The sequence below is a fragment of the Aquimarina muelleri DSM 19832 genome (assembly GCF_000430665.1).
Classification (GTDB): domain Bacteria; phylum Bacteroidota; class Bacteroidia; order Flavobacteriales; family Flavobacteriaceae; genus Aquimarina; species Aquimarina muelleri.
In genome coordinates, this window is the sequence record NZ_AUML01000037.1 from 1 (window position 1) to 26415 (window position 26415).

Below are 26415 nucleotides of genomic sequence, written 5' to 3' on the forward strand. Positions count from 1 at the left end.
CCCTCCCCTTTGATTTCATTATCCATCTCTTGACCTTGGAAGCCATAACGGTAATCCCCAGAGTTCCCATGCCTGTTAGGCAGCAGCATACCGAAAGGATAGTAGTCATTAAATGTAAGAACGTCTGGTGCAAAGGTATAAGAATTTGGAGAACTTTCTACACTTAGCGTAGTAACTTTTATGTTATCGATAGTAATATATCCACTATTACCAGAATTCCTATCATCATCAATATTTATACTTAAGCCATCACCAGAGGTTAATGTACTGTTATCTATAAGGATGTCTACACTTGTTTTTCCAGTTATATTTTCTTCATATACTTTATTTTTACCATAATTTACAGAATAGATTATACCCCCAGTAAAATTACTATCATCCAAATCAAAAGTTATCTTAAGCTTATCCTGTATCGTAAATTTATCTGTAAAACTTGCAGTTAATAATCCGCTGTGTTCTATTTTTAATTTTTGATCGCCAGAGATACTGGCGCTAAAAGACTGCCACCTTGGATCCAGAGTTTCAAAAGTATCTGAGTATACTATTGTATTTGAGTTAGAGCCAGAGGATATGTTTCCTTCTACTTTACGATCACTTATCACACTCATTACATTACCCAAGTGATTACTCAACTCATATCGTTTATCTCCTACCAAATTGCTAATAGTAATAGGGGTAAAAGTATTATTGTTGGTAATCTGTATATTTTTTTGTTCTAGTCCTAATCGGCTACTACCATATATATGGTGTTCTTTTAAACGCAAATCTGTTGCTACTGCTCCACTGGTATTGGCTTCGTACACTCCCATGGTATTTCCTTGCGCATCGCGAGTATACAATGTGGTAACATTTTGTGGCATAATGGTTTTAGAAATACGATTTCCTAATCCGTCATATGCAAAGCTTATGGTTACTCCGTCATTTTTTGTGATCTTTTTTACTTTACCATCTACACGCCATTCGATATTAGTGATCCCTTCTTTAGTATCTTTTATCAATTGCCCTATGGCATCATATTCATAATTGTTAGGGTTTTGATCTTGCAGGTCGTTAAACATGCTTCCCATAATAGCATCATCTACATGCCCTAACTGATTCGATCGTTTTTGCTCTCCTGTTTCTGGATCTGCTATCGTTTTGTAAGTATAGCTAAGTGCATCCATATCTACTACAGTACCCTGTCCATTTACTGTAGCTCGCTTTAAGGTTTGTAGGTTTCCATTATTGTCATAGGTATACTCTGCTCCATAATTTTTAGGGGTTCCTGAGCTTGCACTATATCCTTGCATTTTTTTGATTCGGTTAAGCTGATCGTATTCATAATGGTTTATTTGTGCAGATAACATGGACTCATTATTATCTAAAAGACTGGTTACCATTTGCTTGATATTACCATTATACAGGTTCTTGCCGTTTTGTGGTATTGTGGTAGCATTACTATATGCAAATGAGGTAGCATTGGTAGTTCCTACCGATTTATAATCTCCAGTATAATAACTCAAAGAATATCCCATTGCGTCTTTTGCGACTACCGATCCTGTCGCTCCATCTTCGCCCATATCTGTATTAGGAGTCAGGTTTTCTGAATTCACACCTTTTAGCCATCCTTGTAACGTATAGGCATAATCTATTCCTTGTACTTTTTTAGCTCCAAGTTCGGTTCTGGCAAGTGGTCCGTGCGCAAAATATTTATAATTGGCATCTTGCTCCCATATCTCACCATTATCTGAAGTTTGCACAGTAACTATACGGTTATCTGCATCATATTGATACTTGTGGATAAACTGGTCTTTTTTATCTTTTTGATACGTTACCCTGTTTACATTACCACTAATCAAATCATACTCATATTGCGTACGTTTCATACCAGAGGTAAAATCATCCAGCGTTATTGCCATTTGCTTATTATGCCGCACTAATTCTTTTACGTTACCGTGTATGTCATAGGCATAGTAAATGGCATTGGTGTATTGCCTTTCCAGAGTAGTATTATCATAGGTATCGAAGTAATAAATAACTGCTACCCGATTACGTGTATTACTTGTGTATACTATTGGATCGAATACGGTTTCAAAAATTTCTGTTGCTGCAATTGGTAGATTATTATATCTGGTTCGGGTAACCTCTATACGGGTATTAGCGATATTAACCGGATAATTATCTTCTACTTTAGTAGAAACCTGTGCCCCATTAACTGTATAAATCAGTTTTCCTGTGGTTTCCTGAATACCTATTGCCGTATTAGGGATTAATTCTCCTGCTTCTACAATTCTTCCCAAAGGATCGTAGGTGGTGTAACTAAACTTATTATTTGCTAGTTGTTTTGCATTTTGCGATGCGATAATCCTGCCCAATTTATCATACGCAAATCGTGTGATACCACCATCTGGTGTTTTTTGCCACACCAATTGATTTAGGGAGTTATAACGGTATTGTGTTTGCAACTCATGATTTGGCAGTAGATTGGTGTTTTCTACGACTATATTATTAGCACGATGCTGATTGATTTGATCGTTAAGGGTTACTCCTGATGTATTTGCTGTTTCTAACTCTGCATCGGTAAAACGATCTACTCCTGCCGGTGGTACTGTTTGTAACAGGTTACCTGCCTGATCATAATAATACAAAGTATATTGATATTCTTTATCCTGATAGGTCATATCAAAAGTTTCTACTGCATCATCGATGGCTTTTTCTACATACTTTTTAACAAATTCTTCTTTTTTAAAGGTGATAAAGCTATCATACACATCTCTGGTATAGGCGGCACGTACACTTTTTACAAACTGCTGGCAATCGGTATCTTCTGGCAGATCTATAGTAGTGGTCGTAAAATCGGTAGGGAACGGTCTTGGCACACAAATATCCTCGTTCCCTAGTTGGTTAAGATAATCGGTAGTAAATGCTGTCCAAGTTTTTGTATTTGCATACGTTACATAGGTATCAATAATAGCTGGTTTACCTTTGTACGGTTTACTCATCCCTGGATATCCAAAATTAAACTCGGTAGCTCCAAAACGCCCTATAGATAAATAATGTAAGTCTAAGGTCGAAGTAATCCCAAATTTGGTAAGATAATAATCGTAATCCTCTACCAGATATTGTAACGAGTTGCTACAAAAATCTTCTTCAGAGACCATATCGCCTTCTTCTTTATTTGCTATACGATTCATTAAAGTTATATAGGCTGTATATTTTTCTGTACAACTTACCGGTGGTACAATTGGTGGTATACATACCGTTGGTCCACAAGGGTTGGGTTGGTCTTCTATAATAGCGGCGGATCGTACTAAAAAGTTTGTCTTAGAAGGTACCACTTGCCTATTTGAAAACGAGGCTTGTCTAAGTTCATTTACATTAAAGAAAATACAATTATCTACTTCTTTTTTATTTGCTTCACTTATAGGCAAGTTAAAATCATTTGCTGTAACAAAAACAATATCACCATAGGTAGTATTTTTATAGATACTTCCGCCGTATTCATAATCATAAGACACTTTCGAATTTCCGCTATAAAGCATATTTTGGGGTATTATAGCATTATATGAATATGGTGGTTGAGAATTTAATAAATCTACAAAAGCATTGTCTGCATGTTGTTTAATATTAAATTCATAATAGTCATTTAACTTAAGCTTTATATTAAAAATACCTGTACTATTATTAAGCAATGTAATCGTGTAAGTTGCATTGTTATAATCAAACTTATTTATAATTGGTAATCCATTGGCCGTAAACGTCGCATATTCTAAATACTCCTTTATAGGGTGCTGAGTCATTAAATTCTGAAATGATGAAAATAATGTAATATCTATATTATCTAAAGATGCATTTGCTACCATTTTAGCCTTTGCATCTACCAATATATCATTCAATACTTGTTCAAATAAAGGATTAAATTGATCAATACTCATATGCCCATATGAACATGGGGTTATATCCTCAAAAAAGCTACAATGATCATATCCCGAACTTTCTATTTCTATAGTTTTATAATCTAATTTTAACATACCATATCGGGTATGTATATTCCCTAATTGATCTCTAAAAGTGACAGAAACTTTATATCCTCCTCCTAATGGTAAAACTGGAAGTTCTATAGATGAACAAAGACTACCTGAATTCCAAAATTTCTTCTTCTCATTAAACGAAATACCCCCGCTCTTAATCTCCTGCATATCAACACATAAAACTTCTTTAATTTCCGACACTTTGATAACAGTTTCGTTAACATCGTACGGATACCAATAAGGATTCCCATATTCGTCTATATTTTTTAAATCAATTCCTATAATAGCATGATTTGAATTTCCTCCTTCAGAAAATTTAAATTCGATATTATTTTTAGTAACTACTCCACTCGAATTCGTTTCTGAGTAATATCGTATTTCTGTTTGTGGTATTTTAATTCTTGAAAAACTATTACCGTATATATATCTATATAATTTATTAATTTGTCCTTGAAACCTAGTTTGCAAATTAAGTTCGTTCTTAAAACTTTGTATTAGAGGTGTATTCATTGATTGATATACTACTCCAGAAGAATAATTAGTAAAACTTTGATTTAACAAATCAACCATATACGTCTCAAATAATTTCTCTGTAGCAGCGTTCGAAATACACATAATTACTGGTGTAGAACAGTTTACATTTACAGGGGGTTCTTCGAAGAATTTACAAAGATCTTCGTTAACAATTTCTAATTCTAAACCTGGGATTCTGTATCTAATAGATAAACTTACGTCTCGAACCTCTATAATACCATTTCCGTTTTTATAGGTTATTCTAACTAAAGAAACTAATCTAGGTGGTTCGAATTCATTAATTACTACTTCTTTAAATTCGCGGATATCAAAAGATACTATTTCTGTAATCGCAGAGGTTGTAGTGTTAAATTTTGAAAAATCAACTGCTATTATGGCTGCCTTTGCAAAAAAATCTTCGCTACCAGAAAATCTAATTTCAAATTTCCCTGCATTAGAAGAGGTATGTTGTATTTGTGTAAGCGAAATATCAAAGGGACCATCACTTCCTTGTGAACCTACAAATGAGTCTACCTCAAAGCGTTCTTTAAGCTTTGCTGCTATTTTAAATTCATTGATTATTGCAGAGGTGTAAGTGGTAAAGGATGTACTTTCTGGTACATTTGCTATCCCATCATTAATAACTTTCATCATATAACTCTCAAACAGTTTTTCTGTATCTCCTTGAGCTGGACATACTACTACCTCTGTTGTATCCAGATCTCCTACCAAATCGTTAATATCCCCGCAACATAATAAGTTTATCAATCTGCACTTGCCCGTAGTAGCGTCACAAGATTCATAGAGTTGTGCAGTAATCACTTTAGGAAAATGGTCTGCCTCCCGATAGGTAATATTAAGGTTTTGTTTTGTTATTTCTCCTTTATCATTATAGGTGTAATTTACATTGGCACCTGTAATGATTTTGATAGTTGCAACATCCAAAACATTTTCTAACACCATTGTAAATTTGATTACTCCTGCAACTTCTATAGTATAAGTCCCTGTTCCATCTGCTTTCCAAACTGCTGTTCCACTACCAAAAAATGTATTTAAATATTTGTTAGTATAAGATTCCAGAGTATTTAAAGATACACTACTATTGTTAATCGTGTTATTTTTTTCTAACTCATACAACAAATCTCGTAAACTAGTTTCAAAACGAGTGGTTATATTACATCCAGAATTATCATTACCACTACCATCTCCTATATATTCGCCAACACCATTGGTTTCGGTAATACTACATTCGGCAATCCTGGCTTGTGTAGTACCTGTTAAAATAATCTCCTGGGTAGTAGTACCCACAAGTACTTGTGCCAATATATCGTATTTAAATATTTTTGCAGTGGTATCATACGATGGGGCAATCTGTTTTATAGCGGTAATGGTCCAGTTAGTTCCTCCGTAATTATTCCATGTATTTGAAAACGTTGCAGCTGGCGGTAAGGTAACCTCGATTGGAATATCCCCTACATCCAGATTATTTTGTTCAAATCGAATTTGTAACGTTCTACCGCTATTAATAATTGTGTTCTTTACGGTAATTGCCACATCGGTTGGGTGCTCTCCTCCTAAATCTGCAAATAATGCAGGACTAAGGTATGCTCCCGTATACGGATTCGAAGAAGATATTCCTGCTGTAGCATATTCTTTAAAATAATAATTAAGGTACAACTCTAAATCCCTTGCCTTAGGGCATACTCCTGTTTCTATATAGTATTCATAATTGGTAAACCCTGCCAAATCATCATAAATATCTCTGGAGTTGTCTCCTGAGCTGTATAAGTTATCTGATGGCTTAAAACGTTTTTCTTTACTTTGGTATTTTGCTACATGGGTATCCTCGCAAATACTTTTTGTATTTGTGCTAATTAACCCTTCTACTTTATTGTTTATCGCTGTACTATAATTGGATAATACGGTTAATAAGGTAGTTGGTGGTGCTTGTGACCCTATACACCCATTATAACACCCATTATTCTTTGCATATATATTAGCAAAAAGACTTTGTATAGTCTGCTTGGCAGTAGCGTAATTAGCTTTATAGGTATTCCAGAATTGATCTCGTTTAACTGGATCACTAAATGCTCGTACTTTAGTGACTATAGCACTTGCCGCAGGATTTGCGCCTAATCCCAAATCACAACTAGAAATACTATTACATACCAAGGTAGCATAAGTAAACTCCATTACGTTTTTATCACTACCATTATAGTTTTGAGTAAGGGATTCTTTTATAATATCTTTTCTTGCTCCTAAGGAGGTCGCATTTTCTACTCCTGGTATTGCTTTAGAAAAATAAGGATCTAAGGACGAAAGTGTTTCTAATCCGGATAGTAAATTTGCACTATCCGCATCTGCAAATGTTTTTACCGATTGCAAGTAGTTATCAAACCCATCTGAGTTCATTTTTGCTCCACCAGCAGATGCATTGGTAACTTCGCAAACTGCTTTTGCATACTCCAGATAGCAGTATTCTGGATGGTATAGCATTAAGGATTCTACCCATTGGTCTTGCCAGATATCTTCCCTTAAAAAATCGGATACATTAGTAAGGTATTTTGGCTCTACATATACAAAATCAGGATCTCCTGCAATTTCAATGATCTCTACTCCTTCTAATATCGGTGGAGTATATGTTATCTGTTCTATTGTATTACCATTATTATCTTTAGAAATTTTTATATCCTGTTTTATTTTTATATAACTAATACCACCATCTTTATTATAATAGTGTCCTAGCGTGTATAACCCATTAGCAGTAGCGGTATCAAACTGGTAATGTTTTGGATTGCGCCAGCTATTGAATTTACCATCGGAAGTTCTGGCACTATACAACTCATTATCTTTATTATAAATATTAAGCTTGCTATCGTTTGCAGAGGTGCCGGAGCCATTAGAATTCTGGTTATTATACACATTTGCAGTATATGCACCGTATTGCCCTAATGGTTTCATATCGTTACGTATAGTAGATTCTGCAATACCACAAGTAATAGAATTTGCAACAATATCTTCTGTAGGTTCATCGATAAAAGTGCCATCATTACATGGTGCATTACAAGCCCTGATCAACGCATCCCATTGTATACCAAATACGGTACGCAATCTTGTTTTTTCATTTTCTAATTCGGTAGGGGTTAAATATTTTAATTTTGAATAGTCGTAATTTTCTATTTGTGTATTTATATAAGCAAATCTTCCTCCATAATCTGCAATTAGGGCAGCTTCGCAATCGGCACAGGTAACAAAACAACCTTCAAAGGTAAGTACAGGCAAATCTGCCTCTGGATCAACATAACAAACATCGTTTTCATCCTGAAGCTTTACTACATACTCGTTTGCATACCTCTCTAATGCTTCTTGATTTACTATTAAACTTTTGATTATGCTATATCCTCCTCTTTTTACACGTCCTGTTAGATTAGGTATTGCAAAGTTTCCATTTTCACTTTGCAGGTTTATTTCCTGTTTTATAGGAGCAGGAAGAAGGGTGTTACCATCAATATCTACTACATCTATTGCAAGGTCATATATAAATGGATATTGTACCGTATTCGTTTCGTTACATGCATAATTGAATACCGGATCATTAGCTAGTGTATAATTAAAGTTGCGATCTTCTTCAAAAGGAGAAATCTTACTTCCTGCATATTCTAATGCATCTTGTAAAGGCCCGTATACCTGTGTAGAAGTTTTTATATTATTATCTGCAATGGTATCTTTATCTGTTCTGGCTAGTTTTCCTAATAAATCTGTTGTTATGGTTTTATGCAAATTTGCATCGACCTCGTCTGGTAAGCCTGTTACATTAGATGGGCTATATCCAGATAAAGCAGTGGCAATAGTTCTGCCTTGTGGATCTATATAGCTAATACTGGCTTGATCGTTTGGATCTATCACCATATTTTTTTTATAGTGTATTTTGTTACCAATACTATACCCAAACAATCGGTTTAGTTCTTTTTGCTCTGGAGTACCATAATAATATTCCATTTCTTTCCCGCTACCTAATTGGTGGGTCACTCCTACGCCACTTTTCCTGCGTATACGACCTGTATTATCGGGCATATATTCTATCTGCGAAAATGGATGTCCTTCTGCATTTGCTACTCTATCTCTAAAATCGTCATTTATATCATTAGATGCAGAATAGTATTTACTAGCCCCTTTTGTGGTCGCCATTGCTTTTTGAAGATCTGGCTGATCCAATATATTTTGATTATTTTTATCAAAATCTGTATAATCATAAGGCAAACCTGCTATCCTGGTACTTTGATTAAAATCTCTATAATAGCTTATACTATCTGAAGATATAGGAACGGGTAAGACTTCGATTGCCGGTCTACCTTGTGCATCATAAACGACCTCTCCTACTATAATATTTTTATCTGAATTTATTTTGGTTACTGTTTGCCTATTACGCAGAGTACCATCAAAATAGCTTACTACTTCTTTTTTCTTACCTTCTTCTGCATAACTTGCCTGAAACTGCCAGTTTTTATCTTTTTGATGTTCATTTTGTATTATTATCAAATATTTATGAGGCCAGTTTGCTACTGTAGTTTCGTTATTTACCCCACTACTCCAAATAGCATATTTATACTTTGATTTGTTTTCTGTACCACTATATTGCCCTACTGCTCTTACCCTATATATTACAAAACCTTTTGCATAAATTAACGGAATAGCGTAGCTAAGGTTATTAGTTTGAATACGTGTACTATTATTTTTAAAATCATTTACCGTGAAGGAAATAGCATTCTCTGGTCTTAATGCCGTAAAAGTATCTCCATAATTATCTATCCATGTCCATTCTAATTGATAATGGTCTGCTCCATTTACTGCAGGCCAATTTATTTCTAAATCTCTTGATATTGTATTAAGAGTAGCTGTTGGAGTGATCTTTGTTGTTGAGAGTTCTTTATAACTTTCTACCTCTAATTGCGCTATAAGCTGAATATTTTCTGGGATATATCCATTAATATCTGCTGCGGTTGCTGCTTGTAGGTTCTCATAACTGCCTTGTTGTACCGCTATTCGAGCACCATAACTATTTTTTAGGATATGTTTTTTTATATCTACCCCATTGTTACCAGATCCGGATACCATGTTATGCTCTATAGAAAGCTCTACCGGATAGGTATTTGCGGTATCAAAGCTTCCATTTTCTAATCTGGGAGTAATATTGAGTTTTACTGTATATCGAAACCAACCATGCGGGGCCTGATCCGAATTTACACGTAAACTAATACTAGTAGCAGCAGAAACTATAGTTGCATTGCTTATAAATCCAAGGTCAGGACTAAAGTTTAGTGGTCTTCCATTAGTAATTACAGAACTAATGTGTGATGGACCATATTCTCGTTTATTTTGGCTATACCCCAAAGTTATAGCTAAAAATAAAATAAAAGACGTTAGATATTTGGTAGTATTTTTCATAAATACATTTCCTTTTTTAGTGTGCTTGATTGATTAAATGGTATCCTTTATACTGTTCTGCCAGTGTTACCTTTTTTGTGGATAAAACCTGGATATACTCATTAAGAGTCGGTGCTGTTTTACTCGCTAGTTGGTTGTATTTTAAAACAATTACTAATCGACCTATATCCATTTTTGTAGTGTTTTTATCCTCTACAAATGGTATTAAATTTGAAAAAAATAATTCTTGTTTTTCTATTAGATAACTATCTTTATTAATGTATAAGGTTACTTTGCCATATTGATTTTGATCGTTATGCTTTGTTGGCACCATATCGCAAATTATTATTCCGTTTTTTTCTGTAATTGTTGCTTTGTCATAATACTGTAAAAAAGTATTCATATTAAACAACATATCTTGCGCAGAAGTCCCTTTTACTGGTATATATGTTATCGTTTTTATTTTATGATTTATACTTAATTGTGTATTAGAAAACTGAAGCATCTCTGAGTCTAATACTGTAAACTGAGAAAAATCATTATTCTTAACCATTTTACCTGTATAAGATTCGGTTATATTGTTCCCTGTTGCTCCCCGATACATAGCATAGGTTACATCTATTTCATATTGTTTTTTAGCACTATACACCTTTGTTATTTTATTAAACAGATCTTTTACTTGCTGGTTTTGTGCATTACTATTTATATAGTATATACAACACCATAAAAAGATGATATACTTATATTCCTTTTTCATTATTTTTGTGCATTATTAAGTTTAGAATTTCCTGAACGTGTTTCCTGAATGGTAAAGACTCCTCTCTCTGTTTCTTTTTTAACACGTATTAATCCTCCTTCTTGATCATACTCATAAAAAGTTGCGTAATTATTTTCGTCTAATTCTGATTTTAATCTTTGGGTAACAGGATCGTATACAAAAGTTTTCATGTTGCCATCAAAACGATGCATTCGGATATCATCAAAATATACGTTAAGGTCTTGTGGTCCGTCTGGCTTGATTCTGCTTTCTAAACGAATTTGCATATTGGTAGCCTCTATAGGGATAGTAAATTCTGCTGAGATTCTTTGCCAGCCATCAATTACTGCTCCTTTTGGTTTAAATTCTATATCTGTACTATTTTGAGGAACAATGTCTAAGCCACTTTCATCTCTAAAACGTAACCATAACAACGAATTTGCATATTCCATTGCTTGATAATTAGGATCAGGGATATAGGTGTAGGTTATGATTTTTGAAGATATTCCGGATGCTCTACTACTGGTATTTACAATAGTATTCCTGCTATACGATAATTGTCCTCCATCAATCTTAAAATAAGAAGTCATACAAAAATTAGCTCCACATACAGAAGTTTCCTTAAAATTTAAAACAAGTGTAGGGTTTTTTAAAAGTGGATAGTGGTAATTGTATGTTGTACTTCTTCTTTTAACTCTTGGTGTAATATATTTAATTTTAAATGCATTTGTACTAGGAACCAATGAAAATTCGAATCCTACAGTCCTTTCAGGACCAATTCCATCTTGTTTTTCCTTCACATATTTAAAATTATATATGGTTAAATTTTTATCTACCGCATTTTTAATAAATGGAATTAGTATGTCGAATTCTCGTGTTTCTGGTTTTGGCACATACACTTCTGGTATATGCCTATCTTTTATCATTGGTGCAAATATTTTGTCCTTAACCAAATGATTTAATAGTTTCGTAAAAACACTGCTAACTTCACTAAAATTTCTGGTAACGGGATTAATTGCCTGTAATCCATCTTCTCTTACCCAAGCACTTATTACATATTTTTCACCAGGTTGCGGACGAAATAGTTCGCACCCTACTAAGGAAGGAAGTGGTTTTTCCAGAATACGCACAGTTACCTCTTCTCTTAGGGTACTTATACAACATCCTGCCTCTCCTGCGGTACAATTATAATCGGTTTGTCCTGCATAATATGTTGCTCCATCTACTAGTTGCTCTGTTGGGTTATATGCTACCCCTCCAAAAGCTTTGTCATACCATAAGATATTATTTCCAAAAGCTACTAAATCAGAAATACGAACAGGGTCGTTTGTATAAAATGTTTGATTTTTTCTTGTAACTACAGGTGCAGGAATATCGTAGACGGTAACTGTAACTCGTTTTCTAGAGCTTTCATTATTAAGTGCATCTCTTTGCGAAACATAATATACTCCTTTATTGACAAGCCCTTCTGTAGAGTTATACACTTCAGAACCAGATGCATTTCTATACCAAATCAATGTATCGCTACCTAAAATTGTAAATCTTTTTGTAAGATCATTAATCGTAGGATCATCAGATTTACAAAACGCTTGCCATGTGTCTCCGTTTGGTTCGAATACTTTTACTGCAACAGCAACTTCAAACCTACAACTTGCTGCGCCTTTTTGTGCGTAATATGATTTCCCATCCTCTAATATACTATTGATATCAAGAGCTATGCCTCCTGTAGACACACCATACCAAGTTATATTTGTTCCTGTGATTTTAAGGTCTTTTATTTTAGCATTTGATACTATTGAAAACACCTGATAATCTTCTTCATCAGTTCCTGGAGCACCTTCATTGATGTTTACTTTTACTCCCACTCTAGGGTTATTATCATTTCCTTCTGCCCAATATACTATTGATTCTAATTCTGTACTCCCAACTAAAGCCATACCTCCTCTTTGGGTTTCATACCAAGTAACCGTTGGTATATTAGGTATCGGAGATACCAAATCACTTACTGTTGGTATTTTCTCTGAGCTACAAAAAGATTGGGTCGATTCCCAATTAGGTACAAGTACAGAAAGGGTGATAGAATTACGCACCAAAGTTAATGTTGTAACAATACTATTTGTAGCGGTAAAATGATATACTCCTGCGTCAGTAGTAGTTGCATTGGTTATGATCAAATCTTTATTAGTTGCTCCTGGTATCGCGATATTATTTTTATACCATTGATAACTATTATTAATACTCGTAAGAGCATTACTTGTAAAAGTTATAGATTTACCTGTATAAATAGTATAATTTTCTACATTATCCACTTTTGCTTGAGGAGCATATAAAAAGCTAGTAAGGTTTGACTTATACGTATTAAATTCTGGTTCTACATTCCAAAAAACAAACCTATTCGAATCAATCATCAGATGTTTTAAACTAGTCAACTGGCTTAATACTGTGGGTACTCTTCCCGAAAGTTGGTTATCACTAAGGTATAATTGCTCTAGATTTGTCAATTGTCCAAATTGAACTGGGATTGGTCCAGATAATTGGTTTCTAGCTAATTCTAAATATTTAAGACTTAATACATTTCCTAAAACTATAGGTATACTTCCTGAAAGTTGATTATCATTTGCTTTAAAATCTTGAAGCTTTCTTAGGTTTCCTAATTCTGTAGGAATATTATTAGTCAATTCATTTGTGCTCAACCATAAATACTGAAGATTACTTAATGCTCCAAACTCCGCTGGTATACTTCCAGAAAGTTGATTGTGATTTAAATAGAGATGTTTTAAACTGCTTAATTGTCCTAATTGAACAGGAATACCTTCTGTAAGCTGGTTTCTAAATAAGCTAAGCTCTTCTAATTTAGTAAGACTACCTAATGATGTAGGAATACTTCCTGATAATTGATTATCACTTAAACTAAGATATTTTAAATTGAATAAGCTACTTAACTCAACAGGAATTCTTCCTGTTAATAGGTTACGGTACAAGCTGAGTCTTTCCAGGCTCGTAAGACTACCTAGTTCTACAGGTATATTTCCTGTAAGTTGATTCCCCATAGCTTCCAGAGTTCTTAATCCTTTTAATTTCCCTAAATAAGATGGAATTTCTCCTGTTAAATGATTCCAGGAAAGATATAAATGTTCTAGACTTACTACTTTTCCTAAAGTAGATGGGATACCCCCTGATAGTTTATTATCATTTAGTCGTAATGTAGTAAGATTAACTAATTGAGATATAGAAGTAGGAATTTTTCCTGTTATATTATTTTTTGGTAATGATAAAGCTGTTACTTTCCCGTTTACAACCGTAACTCCATACCAATCACAAACTGGAACAGTAGTAGATAACCAATTAGTGTTGTTAGTCCAGCCTGCTCCATTTGTAATTGTGTAAAAATCTATGAGCCCTTGCTTTTCTGCTGCTGACACTCCGCAAGAGTCAGAAGGAGCTACAGATATTGTTATCGGATTACGTTCTATTATTAATTCGGTTACAACACTATTGGTCGCTACAAAATGATATATTCCAATATCGTTATTACTAACATCATTAAGTATTAGTTCTTTATTGGTAGCGCCTGGAATAGCTACACCATTCTTATACCATTGATAGTTATTGTTGATACTGATGAGTGCTTTAGATGTTAAAACCTCATTTAAACCAGCAACAACAGTTCTAGACTCTATTTCATCAACTTTAGCCTGTGGATTATGAATAAAACCTATTCCTAATTTAGCTTTTAAAATAGTAAATGTAGGTTCTATTTCTGAGAATATAAATTTATTATCAAAAATGGTAAAGTTTTTAAGTCCAACAAACTGATCAAATCCAGTAGGAATACTACCTGATAATTGATTATTAGATAACATTAATACTTCTAATTTTTTTAATTGGTTAAACGTTACAGGAACTGTACCCGATAATTGATTATTAGACAATATTAATGATCTTAGATTAATTAGCTCTCCTAGTTCTTTAGGAATAGTACCCGTAAGTTTGTTTGTATTTAATTGAAGATTTTCTAGTTTTGCTATCTGCCTTAATGTTTCTGGTATATTGCCAGTTAGATTATTATTTGATAGTAATAGATGTTCTAAATTCGATAATTCTCCAATATTTTCTAAAATTTCTCCTTCTAATTTATTGTTTTCTAAATTCAACACCCGTAGCTCTTTTAAATTCAATAATTTTAAAGAGATAATACCATCAAGTTGATTATTTGAAAGCTGAATCTCTTGTAAATTTATCAATTGAAATAGCGAAGAAGGAATATTACCTGCTAAATTATTATTTACTAACTTTAATGAGGTTACTTTTCCATTAGTTACTTTTACTCCATACCAGTCACACACTTTAGAGTTAGGATCATTAATATTCCAAGGTTTGTTATTTCCCAACGTATTGGCCCAATTATCCCCATTAGTATTATTATATATATCGATTAGAGCTTGGCGTTCTGCTACAGGTACTTCACAAGAAACAGTTCCTACTTCTAATTTAATCGGATTACGAGTCAGTGTTAACCCAGTAGTCACCTTATTTGTAGATGTAAAATAATAAGTACCTGCATCAGAATCACTTGCAGCAGCTATTACAAAATTCTTATCTGTTGCTCCTGTAATTTCTACATTGTCTTTATACCATTTATAAATATTGTTTCCACTAGTTAAATCTATACTGGTTAAAGTAACAGGTTCTCCTATCGCAACTGATATTATTTCATTTTGATCTACCTTTTCCTGTGGCTGATATACAAAACCTGTTCCTAATTTTGTTTGTAAAGCAATAAAAGAGGCTTCTATTTGAGAAAACACAAACTGATTATTAAAAAGACTAAAGTTTGTTAACCCAGCAAGTTGATCAAACCCTAAGGGAATATCTCCTGATAGCTGATTATCATTTAATCTTAGTTCTGTTAAACCACTTATTTGAGTAAGCTCTACAGGGATATTACCAATTAATTGATTATTGTTTAAAAGAATTCTTTTTAACTTAATTAACTGCCCAAATACCTTTGAAATACCTCCATGTAATTGGTTATTATACAATAACACCTCCTCTATTTCTATTAATTTTTTAAAATCATTAGGAATCTCACCTATCAATTGATTATTGGAAAGATCTATATCTTTTAAATTGAATAACTGAAATAAAGAAAATGGAATAGTTCCTGAAAGGTTGTTATTACTTAGTTTTAAACCTGTTACTTTACCATTAACCACTGTCACTCCATACCAATTACATACTGGTATATCTGTAAGCCAATTCGTTTTTATTGTCCAACTTTCTCCCCCAGTTTGTGTATAAAAATCTATAAGTGCTTGTTTTTCTCTAGCAGATACTGAACATACATCAGATGTAACTTTTAAAGTAATCGGGTTACGTACTAAATTCAAATCATATACCGTAGAGTTAATTGCTTCAAAATGGTATACTCCTGCATCACTCTCTTTTGCTGCTGTTATTTTTAATGTGCTATTAGTGGCTCCTGATATCTCTACATTATTTTTAAACCATTTATAGCTATTATTACTACTTGTTAGTACCCTTGTTCTTAGTGTAATTTCGTCTCCAATCACAACAGGTTGCTCCTCTTCTAGATCAACTTTACCTTGAGGGAAATATTTTAATCCAGATCCAAATCTTGATATATATGCGTTGAATTCAGATTCAAGATTAGAAAACACAAATTGGTTATCGTTAAGATACAATAGTTGAAGTTTAGGTAATGTAACTAAAGTAGAAGGTATTTTTCCTGAAAATTGATTATCATGCACCCATAAAGATTCCAAATTTAATAACTTACTTAGTGTATTAGGAAGTTCTCCTGTAAGTTCATTACTATGTACATCTAATGTTTTCAAATTAGATAACTGTCCAAATGTAACCGGAATGGTTCCTGAGAGTTGATTATTATAAATATATAAAGACTGTAAATTTGATAGGTTCCCCAGCACTGCAGGAATACTACCTGAAAGATTATTATTATATAGATTTAAATCTACCAGATTAATTAACTCTCCAAAAGTAACAGGAATACTTCCTGTAAGCTGATTATTATCTAAATGAAGTGATTTCAAATTTAATAATTGTCCTAATTCTGCGGGAATATTTCCCGTAAGAGCATTGCTATAAAGGTTTAAATCTGTAAGGTTAGATAAAGTCCCCAGCGCTACAGGAATAACTCCAGATAGTTTATTTCCCTGAAGGTGTAAATATCTAAGATTACTAAGTTTGGTTAAAGAGACAGGAATAGATCCTGTTAATTTATTATGCCCTAAATACAATGATGTTAATTTGTTTAACAATTCTAATTCTGTAGGAATACCTCCATACAGGTCATTTTGATTTAAAGAAAGAAACTGCAGATTCGTTAACTGTCCTAATTCTATAGGAATAGTCCCTGTAAGCTGGTTTGTTTCTAAGTTCAGTTTTACCAAATTTGTTAATCCTTTTATTCCTAATGGAATATCTCCAACCAAATTATTACTTACTAATTCAACGGCAGTAACTTTACCATCTACTACAGTTACTCCATACCAATCACAAACTGGTATCGTAGCAGATAACCAATTTGTATTATTACTCCAATTAGCACCATTTGTACTATTGTATAAATCAATTAGTGCTTGTTTTTCTACTGCGGATACTCCACACGCATCAGCAGCACTTATGGATAAAGTAATTGGATTACGGATTAATATTAAATCTTTAACCACACTATTAGTTGCAGTAAAATGATATATTCCTGCATCTGTTTCTGTAGTATTAGAAATTACCAAATCTTTACTAGTAGCTCCTGTAATCGCTACATTATTTTTATACCATTGATAGCTATTATTGGTACTGGTTAGCACGGTACTCGATAAGTTTATAGATTGTCCTAAAGGTGCAGATAGTGTTTCTACAATATCTACTTTACCTTGTGGAGAATACACATAATTTGTAAATTTTGCCTTACTCGCAAGGTGCTCTGTTTCAAAATTATTAAACACAAAACTATTTCCTTCGAATCTAAAATTGATAAGTTTTGTAAGGTTAGAAATCCGACTTGGTATTTTACCTGAAAAATTATTATGGGAAATTGATAAAGAAACTATACTAATCAAATTACCAAATTCTTTAGGTATCTCCCCTTCCAAGTTATTATCACTTACATATAAATTAGTAAGCTTAGATAAATTTCCAAAGCTAGAAGGAATAGAGCCTTGAAGTTTATTGTGCCCAATATGTATACTTTTTAATTCGGTAAGATTTCCTAATCCTGAAGGTATAACCCCATTTAATTTATTTAGGAATAAGGAGAGATTAGTAAGCTTAGATAAGTTGGATATCGTTGCTGGTATTGATCCTGTTAATGTATTACGTTCAAGGGATAGTGTTTTTAAATTTATTAATCCACCAATAGTATCAGGAATATTGCCAGAAAGCGTGTTTCTAATCAAGGATAATGATTCTAAATTTAATAAGTTGGATATAGAATTAGGAATAGTTCCTACTAAATTATTATTATCCAACTGTAAACCAGTTACTTTATTATCTATGACAGTTACTCCATACCAATCCTTTATTAAAGAATTTGGATCATTAATTAACCATGGTTGATTGTTTGCTTGTGTATTCGTCCAACTTGCTCCTGCTGTAGCTGTATATAAATCAATCAATGCTTGGCGTTCTGCCTCAGAAACTTTTACAATATCATCTACTGGGGATGAAGCAACAGATATAGTAATGGAACTACGCTCTAAAGCTAAATCAATTACTACTGCATTATTGGCTATAAAATGATATACTCCAGCATCTGTATCTGTAGCATTAGAAATTACTAAATTTTTATTTGTCGCTCCTGAAATAGGGATGTTATTTTTATACCATTGGTATGTATTATTTATGCTTGTTAGATCACTACTTGTTAATGTGATGGATTGCCCTTTTTCTAAGGAAAGTGTTTCTTCTATATCTGTTTTTCTTTGTGGGAAATATCCGTATGTTCTAAATTTTGTTTTATGGTATGTATGTTCTGATTCAAAATCATTAAACACAAAACCATTATTTTCAAAACTAAAACTTGCTAGTTTGGTTAGATTAGATATCTCTTTTGGGATATTTCCAGATAAATTATTATTGGATACTCCCAAGGTTACTAAACTTACCAGATTACCTAATTGATTTGGAATAACTCCTTCTAATTTATTACCACTAAGATGTAAAAAAGTAAGCTTTGATAAATTCCCTAAACTAACAGGAATAGAACCTTGAAGATTATTAAATCCAATATGAATGACTTTTAATTCTGTAAGACTTCCTAATTCTGAAGGAATGGTTCCATTTAATTTATTTAAATATAAAGAAAGGTTTGCTAGATTAGACAGGTTGGATATTGTTACTGGTATTGATCCTGTTAATTTATTACGTTCCAGAGATAAGGTCTTTAAATTTACCAATCCACCAATAGCTTCAGGGATGCTACCCGAAAGCGTATTCTTGCTTAAAGATAATGTCTTTAGATTTACTAAATTAGATATGGAGTTAGGAATAGTTCCTACTAAGTTATTATTATCTAGCGTTAATCCAGTTACTTTATTTGCAACAACAGTCACTCCATGCCAATCTTGTACTAAAGAATTTGAATCATTAATTAACCATGGTTGATTATTTGCTTGTGTATTGGTCCAATTTGTCCCCACTGTAGTAGTATACAAGTTAATCAATGCCTGTCTTTCTGAAGGAGAAACTTGAGCAATACTAGTTAAACCGCTATATACAGTTAGCAAAACCAACATAAAGTACTTTATTACTCTTGATGATATTTTGGTTAGATTTTTCATGTATAATTTTTAGTGTTTTTTTTAATAAGAAGATTAAGTCTACTTTAAATTTTATTAGTCACAATCCCAACTTGGTTCTCCTGTGTCTCCACTTCCACTTCCAACTTTTTTATATGCCTTAGGACATAAGCGGGTTTCTGTTTTTCTTAATGGTAACCTTGTTTTTTTATGTAACAAAACAAACTCAGCAAGAACCCTTCCCTTTTTTTTATCTTTAATTGCCTGAACATCGAAACTCACAGATGTTTTACCAACTATATTTAAATATAAAACTCCAAAATATCGATCTTGAGATGTGGATATTTGTTCATCATTTACCCATATATTCAAGCCATTTCGACCTCTTCTTAATATATTAACTGAATACTCTATGGTATCATTAGGTCTTCCTGATATTTCAAATTTTGATTTTTTTGTCCAACCTCTGATTTGAGCACCTATTTCTTTGTTTATAATCTGAGGAACTACATCATCATCACATGCATCTCCAATTTCATCCTCATCATAATCATCTTGACTACGATTCTTTACATAAGGACAATTATCCTCAGGGTCATCTACTCCATCGTTATCATAATCTGTATCTTTTGGCAATACCCCAATTAAATTTCGTTCTAAAATAGCTTGGTTATTGGCAGGTATTAACAAACTATTCCTGCCAGTGTGAGAGACTGCTTCTGTTATTTGTATTCCTTCAAATCCATCTTTGTCGGCAGAACTTTTAAAATTAAAATGTGCACTATCAGATGCTTTAAAATTATAATCCTCAAAACTATCCATACCCATATCCCGATATCTATTGTTAGAACTTACTGCGGTAGGTAATGTATAATTATATCCATATTGTGCAGTAGAATATCGACCTAAAGCATCTCTATTTTCTAATTCTACACCAAAAGGACTATATTGCGTAACTTCACTTGCAAACGTCCATTTTTGATTTGCATCTGTTGCTTTCCCCCAAGCCTGATTTAGTAAAGCATAGTACGGAGTAAACTCTTTAAAGTAGCCTTCTCTTCTTGTATTTATTTTAGGTACTGTTCCTTCTTTAACATCGGTACGCTCTGTTAAATAAGCATACGATTTTTTTGCTCTCCACTCTCCTTTAACGTTGTATTTATAAGGATTAAACGGTTCTTCCAACGGATAATCTGCCTGAGAAATATCTTCTAGCTTGGATCCATCCAAAGATTCATACGCATAAGGAAGTTTACTCTCGCACTGGCAATTCCAAAACTCTTTATACTCTACTGCACTGGCATTAACAACCCTTACATTGTTTGCTGTAGTAGTCGTATTTTGTACTTTAAAAGTATCGGTATTAATAGAATTTAGCTTATTACCACTTGCATCCAGAATAGGGTTTTTCATCATGGTAATAGATGCCATATTTGCCATTTGTTGATTTCGATATCCAGATCGTACGATTTTAAATTCTATATCTTCGGTAATTGGAATTCCATCGGATACATTAATAATACCCCCTCCAGAAGTCATCAACATCACTCCATCCTCTGCAGGATTAAATCCTACAATCCATAATCGTTTGCTTGATTTTGCTCTGCCATAGGTAGCTATTATCTCATCTCCTAATGTGAAATATTTTTTTGCATCTGCTATAGTGAAAAAATTCCCGGACCTTTTTAATGTTCCTGTAATACCAATATTACGAGATGCTTGCCCCATGTTATCATAGCCCCAATATGCAGGGAAATTAAAATTGTAGTATTCATCATCAAACTCATTAATAGTTCTGGTTAATAATACTTGTCCTGTTTCTGCATCCCAAGCTTCATTTATTGTAGATACTTTAGCACCTAGATCGGTAGCTACTTTTTCTTTCAAAACTGCTGTGGTATGAATCACTTTGGTTGTTATGGTGGAATAAGCTACATTTTCAAGCTGTGTTCGCGAAGGAACTATCGTTGGTATAGGTACTGGTATAATTCCAATTATCAAGACTACAACATTCGCTTTTACTCCTTCTGTTTTGGATTTAGAATAACTCTCCCTAAAATCAGTAACTATGTCATAATCCACGCCTATCTGATTTTCATACAAAACCTTACCTTCTTTTGTTATTACTGGTAATGTATTATCTAATTGTGTAATATCTTTTTCGTTAGTACTGTACTTATACTCTACTGAGGATATAGGTTTGTCTTGATTTTCGGCATATACTTTTTGAAAGCGCATTTTACCATTCATATCGTTAGTATGTACCATAAAACCTTGTGACAATGCATATTCATTTCGGGACTTTACTTCTCCGCCAAAAATGCCTTGTAACATTTTTTGCAAAAATTGGTTTTGATCTGTGGCATAGTTCTCTGGGCTATCGATATCCGTATAATCTACTTTGGTTGGGTAATCTTTGGAAGTAAAAAATTCATTTACTACTTTTCCTGTAGCATGCTGTGTTATGTTTTCTCGTTCTAGGTTACTAACGGTAACTCTACTATAAGTAACTGTTGCAGAAGGAAAGAAAGAATCTCCAAATGGTTTTTCTACATAATTTACTTCTCTAGGTGCTACCAATCGATCTGAATGATTATAGAATGGCTCTACAAATGGATTTTCTTTACTTTGGTTAGGTTCATAGGTAGCTACGCCACTAGAACTTCCATCTTCTAAAGTATAGTCATACGTCTGTCCATATCGCTTATTATATCTTTCGTTATCATCAGGAATTGCAGTATCCACCATTTTATTCCATTGATCTTTCATTACCAGTTTTTTGATTCTGGCCCCTCCTCCTAATTTATAATTTCTGGGGGTCGATAAACGAATCCATGATTTTTTAGGATCAAAACGTTGCGCACACAAAAATTGATTACTCCTTAATTTTCCATTTGGTCCAGTAAGAATATCTTTATTTGCCTGAAAACTACTTATTACTTTTTTTGCTATAGATTGTATATTTTCTGTTCTATAATCTGCATTTAACCCGTATACCAGTCCGTTTAAATATCTTCTCCCAAAATACCATCCTGCCTTAGTGATTGGATTTACTTGTTTAGTACCAGTTATACCGCCCTCCATGTCTGTTGTTTTCATAGGAATAGCTGCATAAATGAAACCATTGGGAGCTTTAAAAATGTTTGTAGTTCCATCTATTTCAAAATATCCAGTTACATAATCATAATCATTACTAGAAGTAGATAATGCACCTGCTTTGGTCATATTCATTAAAAACCTAAAATAAATAGGTTTATTTTCTATTCCTTTTAAATATTTTGATCTAAAATCAAAATTTTTATCGGTCTCTGCTGGTAATTTTACATATAGATATTTTACATCTTTATTTCCTGAAAATTTATACAATTTTGTGTTTGTTGTTGGATCAAAAGAAACAGAACCATCTTTTTCTCCTGCTCCTACGACTTTAAACATCTGTAAAGGGTCTCTATCCTGAACATATTGGTAATCATCACTTTCATAAGTTAAATCTATTTTACCTCCAGATGGCAAACCTATAGAAGCTAAAGACCATGCAGCGGCATGCTTATTTTGCAATTGTCTATCCTCTTGTTGTACAAAAGGAAACTCTGGTACAGTGATAGGATCTTGGGTATTACACCCACCACCTGCATTAGGTTTATATCCTCCCCAAACATCATAGGATTTTAGATTATAATCTGGATTAAATTCATTATAATTAAATGTATACGGAGTATATTTTCCCATTTTGGAATCTCGATAGGTGAAATACACTTTTTTTAAGGTTAGCTTACCTCCTTCATTACTCAATTCATTTTCACTTGCAGCTCCCCCATGGTTATTCTTTATATTTTTACATTGGGAATAGTCGTAAATAAAATTTGCTGTTTTTATAGCTGTTATAGGTAAATCATTACCTGTATTATCATCTAAAAGATTGGCTTGGATCGCTTCTGGCTTAGAATACAATCTTATCTTATCTATTTTAAACATTTGTTGTCCCGAAGATGGAGCTCCACCATTTTCTCCGTTTACACCTCGCCCATCTTTACGCGGAGAAAGATCAAATATTGCTACATGAGTTTTGGTTACGATCTTATCTATATATTTAATCTCTTTTTCCCCATAAATATAACTCCCTTTCTGATCTGCTTTATCTGTATTTAAACCAGCATTATATGATGCTTTATTTGCTTCATAAGGTATTCTCCATTTATAGGTATCCTCTTTATTAGCATATATAAACTTGGTGTAAGCACCTAAATCATCGTCTGTAGGTCCATCGCCTTCTAAATCCTCATAATCTGAAGATAAAACCGAAGATAATAAATAAGTATGGGCATATGCAGGCGTAGTAACTGCATCATAAAAATTATCTATGCCACTTCTATTTCCGCTTGAGTTTTCACCTCCTAAATATTGTACCCAACCTTCTGCACAATTAACATTAGTACTATTTGTAGTAAATGTTACTTCCTTTTTTAAGGTATTGTAGGCAGTTTCTCCAAAAACATAGGTAGAACCATCGCTATTTAACACTCGAACTTCGGCTGTATGATGTGGTTTTGAGTTTTTATTGGTTATAGATTTCAGGTAATCTCCAGCATTATAGAATTTAGAAAGTTCTTCTGCACTTATTTTTTGCACATTCTGATTACGAACATCTCTTGTTCTTTTAAACTTTGAAGTAAAGTTTGTGGTTCCTAAATCTTCATATATAGGAGTACCTTTAGCATTATATTTTTTTATTCTAAACCTATTATCTGCATATTTATTAAAACTCTTTTTACTTCCTCTTATTTTTAAAGCTATTGGAGAATATCCTCCCAAGTCCTCAAATAATTTTTGATCTTTATCTACTCTTGGTTCTCCTATATATTTAAAATATACTGGTTCATAGTCTAAAGATTCTCCAGCCTCTTTAACATTTTCTTTTTCTTGTTTAAAATGTTGTAAAGCTTTTGTATCCCAAATTCCTGTTCTGCTTACCGATGGGGCACTAGTAAAATTGGCTCCAAAATGATATCCTGATCCTGGCTCTATTTCTACCCCCAGACTTAGACTAGAGCTTTCATCTTCTACCAAATCATCATTAATTTGCCCTATTTGGCTACGAAATGGTCTAAACATACCTCCAGAACCTTGTCCTTGTACGGTATATAAATCATACGTATAATTAGATACTGGTAGTGCTAAGGTAGTCTTACTAATATCCCGATCTTGCTCTCTGTTGTAATCTTTTATATCTTCAGGCGTTGCATATCCTGTAAATTCATATCCATAAGCTTTTTCATTTTTTATAGAGTCTTTTACCTTCTGTACCGATCCCATTGCTGATATTTCTCCTTCTATGTCTAATCCCCAAATATCTCCACCCAGAGATACTGCTACCGTACCATTATTATTCACAAAAGCAGTCCTTTTACGAGGAGTAAGAGTAATATTATTAAAAGAAACGGATCCTGAGCCTTGTTTAAAGTTTGCGGTACCATTTCTAGTACTTTCTACCTCTTTATGTCCTTCATTTTCTCTATCTCTTACACCAGTTAGTCCTAAAGAACTCGATATATTAAAAGAAGACAGTCCTTGATTAGAATTATAAGAAACCCCTGCATTAAGACCTCCGGTTATCGCTAAATTTTTTGTTTTTCCGAGTGTAGCTCCCGCTCCAATAGTTGGAGAAACAGTTACTCCATCTATGGCAGAAGTTTCCACATCCATACCAACGGTTACTACATTTGCTAAATCAAACGCAATGCCATATGATGGAGTAAAAGATAGACCTGTATAGTTATTATATTTTAAATTTACTCCTGCCGAAACAGTAATTCCAACTCCTCCTTTATCTACCTTATTTACTCCATCCACTTCTTCGAATCCAAATATCTGATAATCTACATTGGCCGTTACACCAACCGTAACATTGGGTCGCATATTGCTTTCATACGTCATTTCATCTCCCTTAAAATCATCTGGAATCCCCCGCACTTGTCGATTGATTTGCCCTACATTAAGATTCCAACCTAAACCAACCCAAGAGGACTCCTGATCCATGGTTACACCTGAATCATAGGCTAGATTTAAAGGATATCCACCTACATCCATAACAGGAATATTGTAATTAAAATTACCAGAGGACAGATTAACCATATCCGAAGTACCAATAGGTGTAAAGGAATTGAATTCTGGTTGTGATGGTCCACTAGTTAAAGCCCATAATTGTATAGGCTGTGTCATTTGTACAATCATTTGTATTGCCAAATAACTTGCTATTACTTTTGTTACTCTACTTTTTCGTATGGTATTAATCATATCACTTGTGCTATGTTATAATTTATAACTTAATGGGTGTTTCTGTAAATTTGAATTTTATGATTCCGTTGCCGAACAAATTATCTTCATATATAAGCTTTATGTTCTCAGTTGGAGAAATGTTACCAAAATGAAGTAATAATCTTTTAAAAGGAGCTACTTTAAAATTTCTTTCAAACGTTACTCCTGAACATGAGATAGTATCTCCTGACTGGGTAACAACTTTAAAATCTTTTTCAATAGAAAAAGACATATATTTTACTGCGGACTCGTAATCTAAGTTTGTATATTCTGATTTTAATAAATCCTCTTCTTTTTCTTGTTGAAATTCTACTTCTATTACACGTTCATTTTTAAGGGATTCATATATGGAATCAACTTTTTCAAAGTTATTTACTCCTTCGTTTTTTAAGATATAATACTGCAAAGGAACTAAAGTGGCTTTGTATTCTATACTTGATAAAAAATGAGAAATTGATTTCGATTTCCAACCTGATTTTTCTAGATTAAATAACTTATATTCTATCTTAGTTTCTTCTTTTTTCTTATCTGTCGAACAAGAAAGAATGTTTAATAAAATAGATACTGTATAAATAAAAATCCTTATTATTTTTTTCATTATATTTTAATATCGTTA

The 26415-nt window shown here is 33.2% G+C and carries 5 protein-coding genes; all 5 read right to left on the minus strand.

Features of this window, described 5'->3' with window-relative positions:
• Nucleotides 1-9968 (minus strand): DUF6443 domain-containing protein (locus H527_RS22240; protein WP_035088283.1); only part of this gene is annotated, 9968 nt, incomplete at its 3' end.
• Between the two features lie 16 nt (nucleotides 9969-9984).
• Nucleotides 9985-10704 carry a LolA3 family protein gene (locus H527_RS0114730; protein WP_027413415.1) on the minus strand — a complete coding sequence of 240 codons (720 nt, stop codon included), beginning with the start codon at nucleotides 10702-10704 and terminating at the stop codon, nucleotides 9985-9987.
• A complete protein-coding gene (locus H527_RS22245) occupies nucleotides 10704-19526 on the minus strand; it encodes a leucine-rich repeat domain-containing protein (RefSeq protein WP_035088285.1) in 8823 nt (2940 codons plus the stop codon). The genes H527_RS0114730 and H527_RS22245 overlap by 1 nt, the downstream gene beginning before the upstream one ends.
• Before the next feature lie 54 nt (nucleotides 19527-19580).
• Nucleotides 19581-25778, minus strand: coding sequence for a thrombospondin type 3 repeat-containing protein (locus tag H527_RS0114740; RefSeq protein WP_027413416.1), 6198 nt, complete (start codon nucleotides 25776-25778; stop codon nucleotides 19581-19583).
• 22 nt (nucleotides 25779-25800) lie between these two features.
• Entirely contained in the window at nucleotides 25801-26397 is a 597-nt protein-coding gene (locus H527_RS0114745; RefSeq protein WP_027413417.1) for a hypothetical protein, read from the minus strand.
• Nucleotides 26398-26415 lie beyond the last annotated feature (18 nt).

Excerpts from the sequence above, each read along its gene's own strand:
- H527_RS0114730 (WP_027413415.1), bottom strand. The coding sequence starts at position 10,704 with ATGAAAAAGGAATATAAGTATATCATCTTTTTATGGTGTTGTATATAC.
- H527_RS22245 (WP_035088285.1), bottom strand. The coding sequence starts at position 19,526 with ATGAAAAATCTAACCAAAATATCATCAAGAGTAATAAAGTACTTTATG.
- H527_RS0114740 (WP_027413416.1), bottom strand. The coding sequence starts at position 25,778 with ATGATTAATACCATACGAAAAAGTAGAGTAACAAAAGTAATAGCAAGT.
- H527_RS0114745 (WP_027413417.1), bottom strand. The coding sequence starts at position 26,397 with ATGAAAAAAATAATAAGGATTTTTATTTATACAGTATCTATTTTATTA.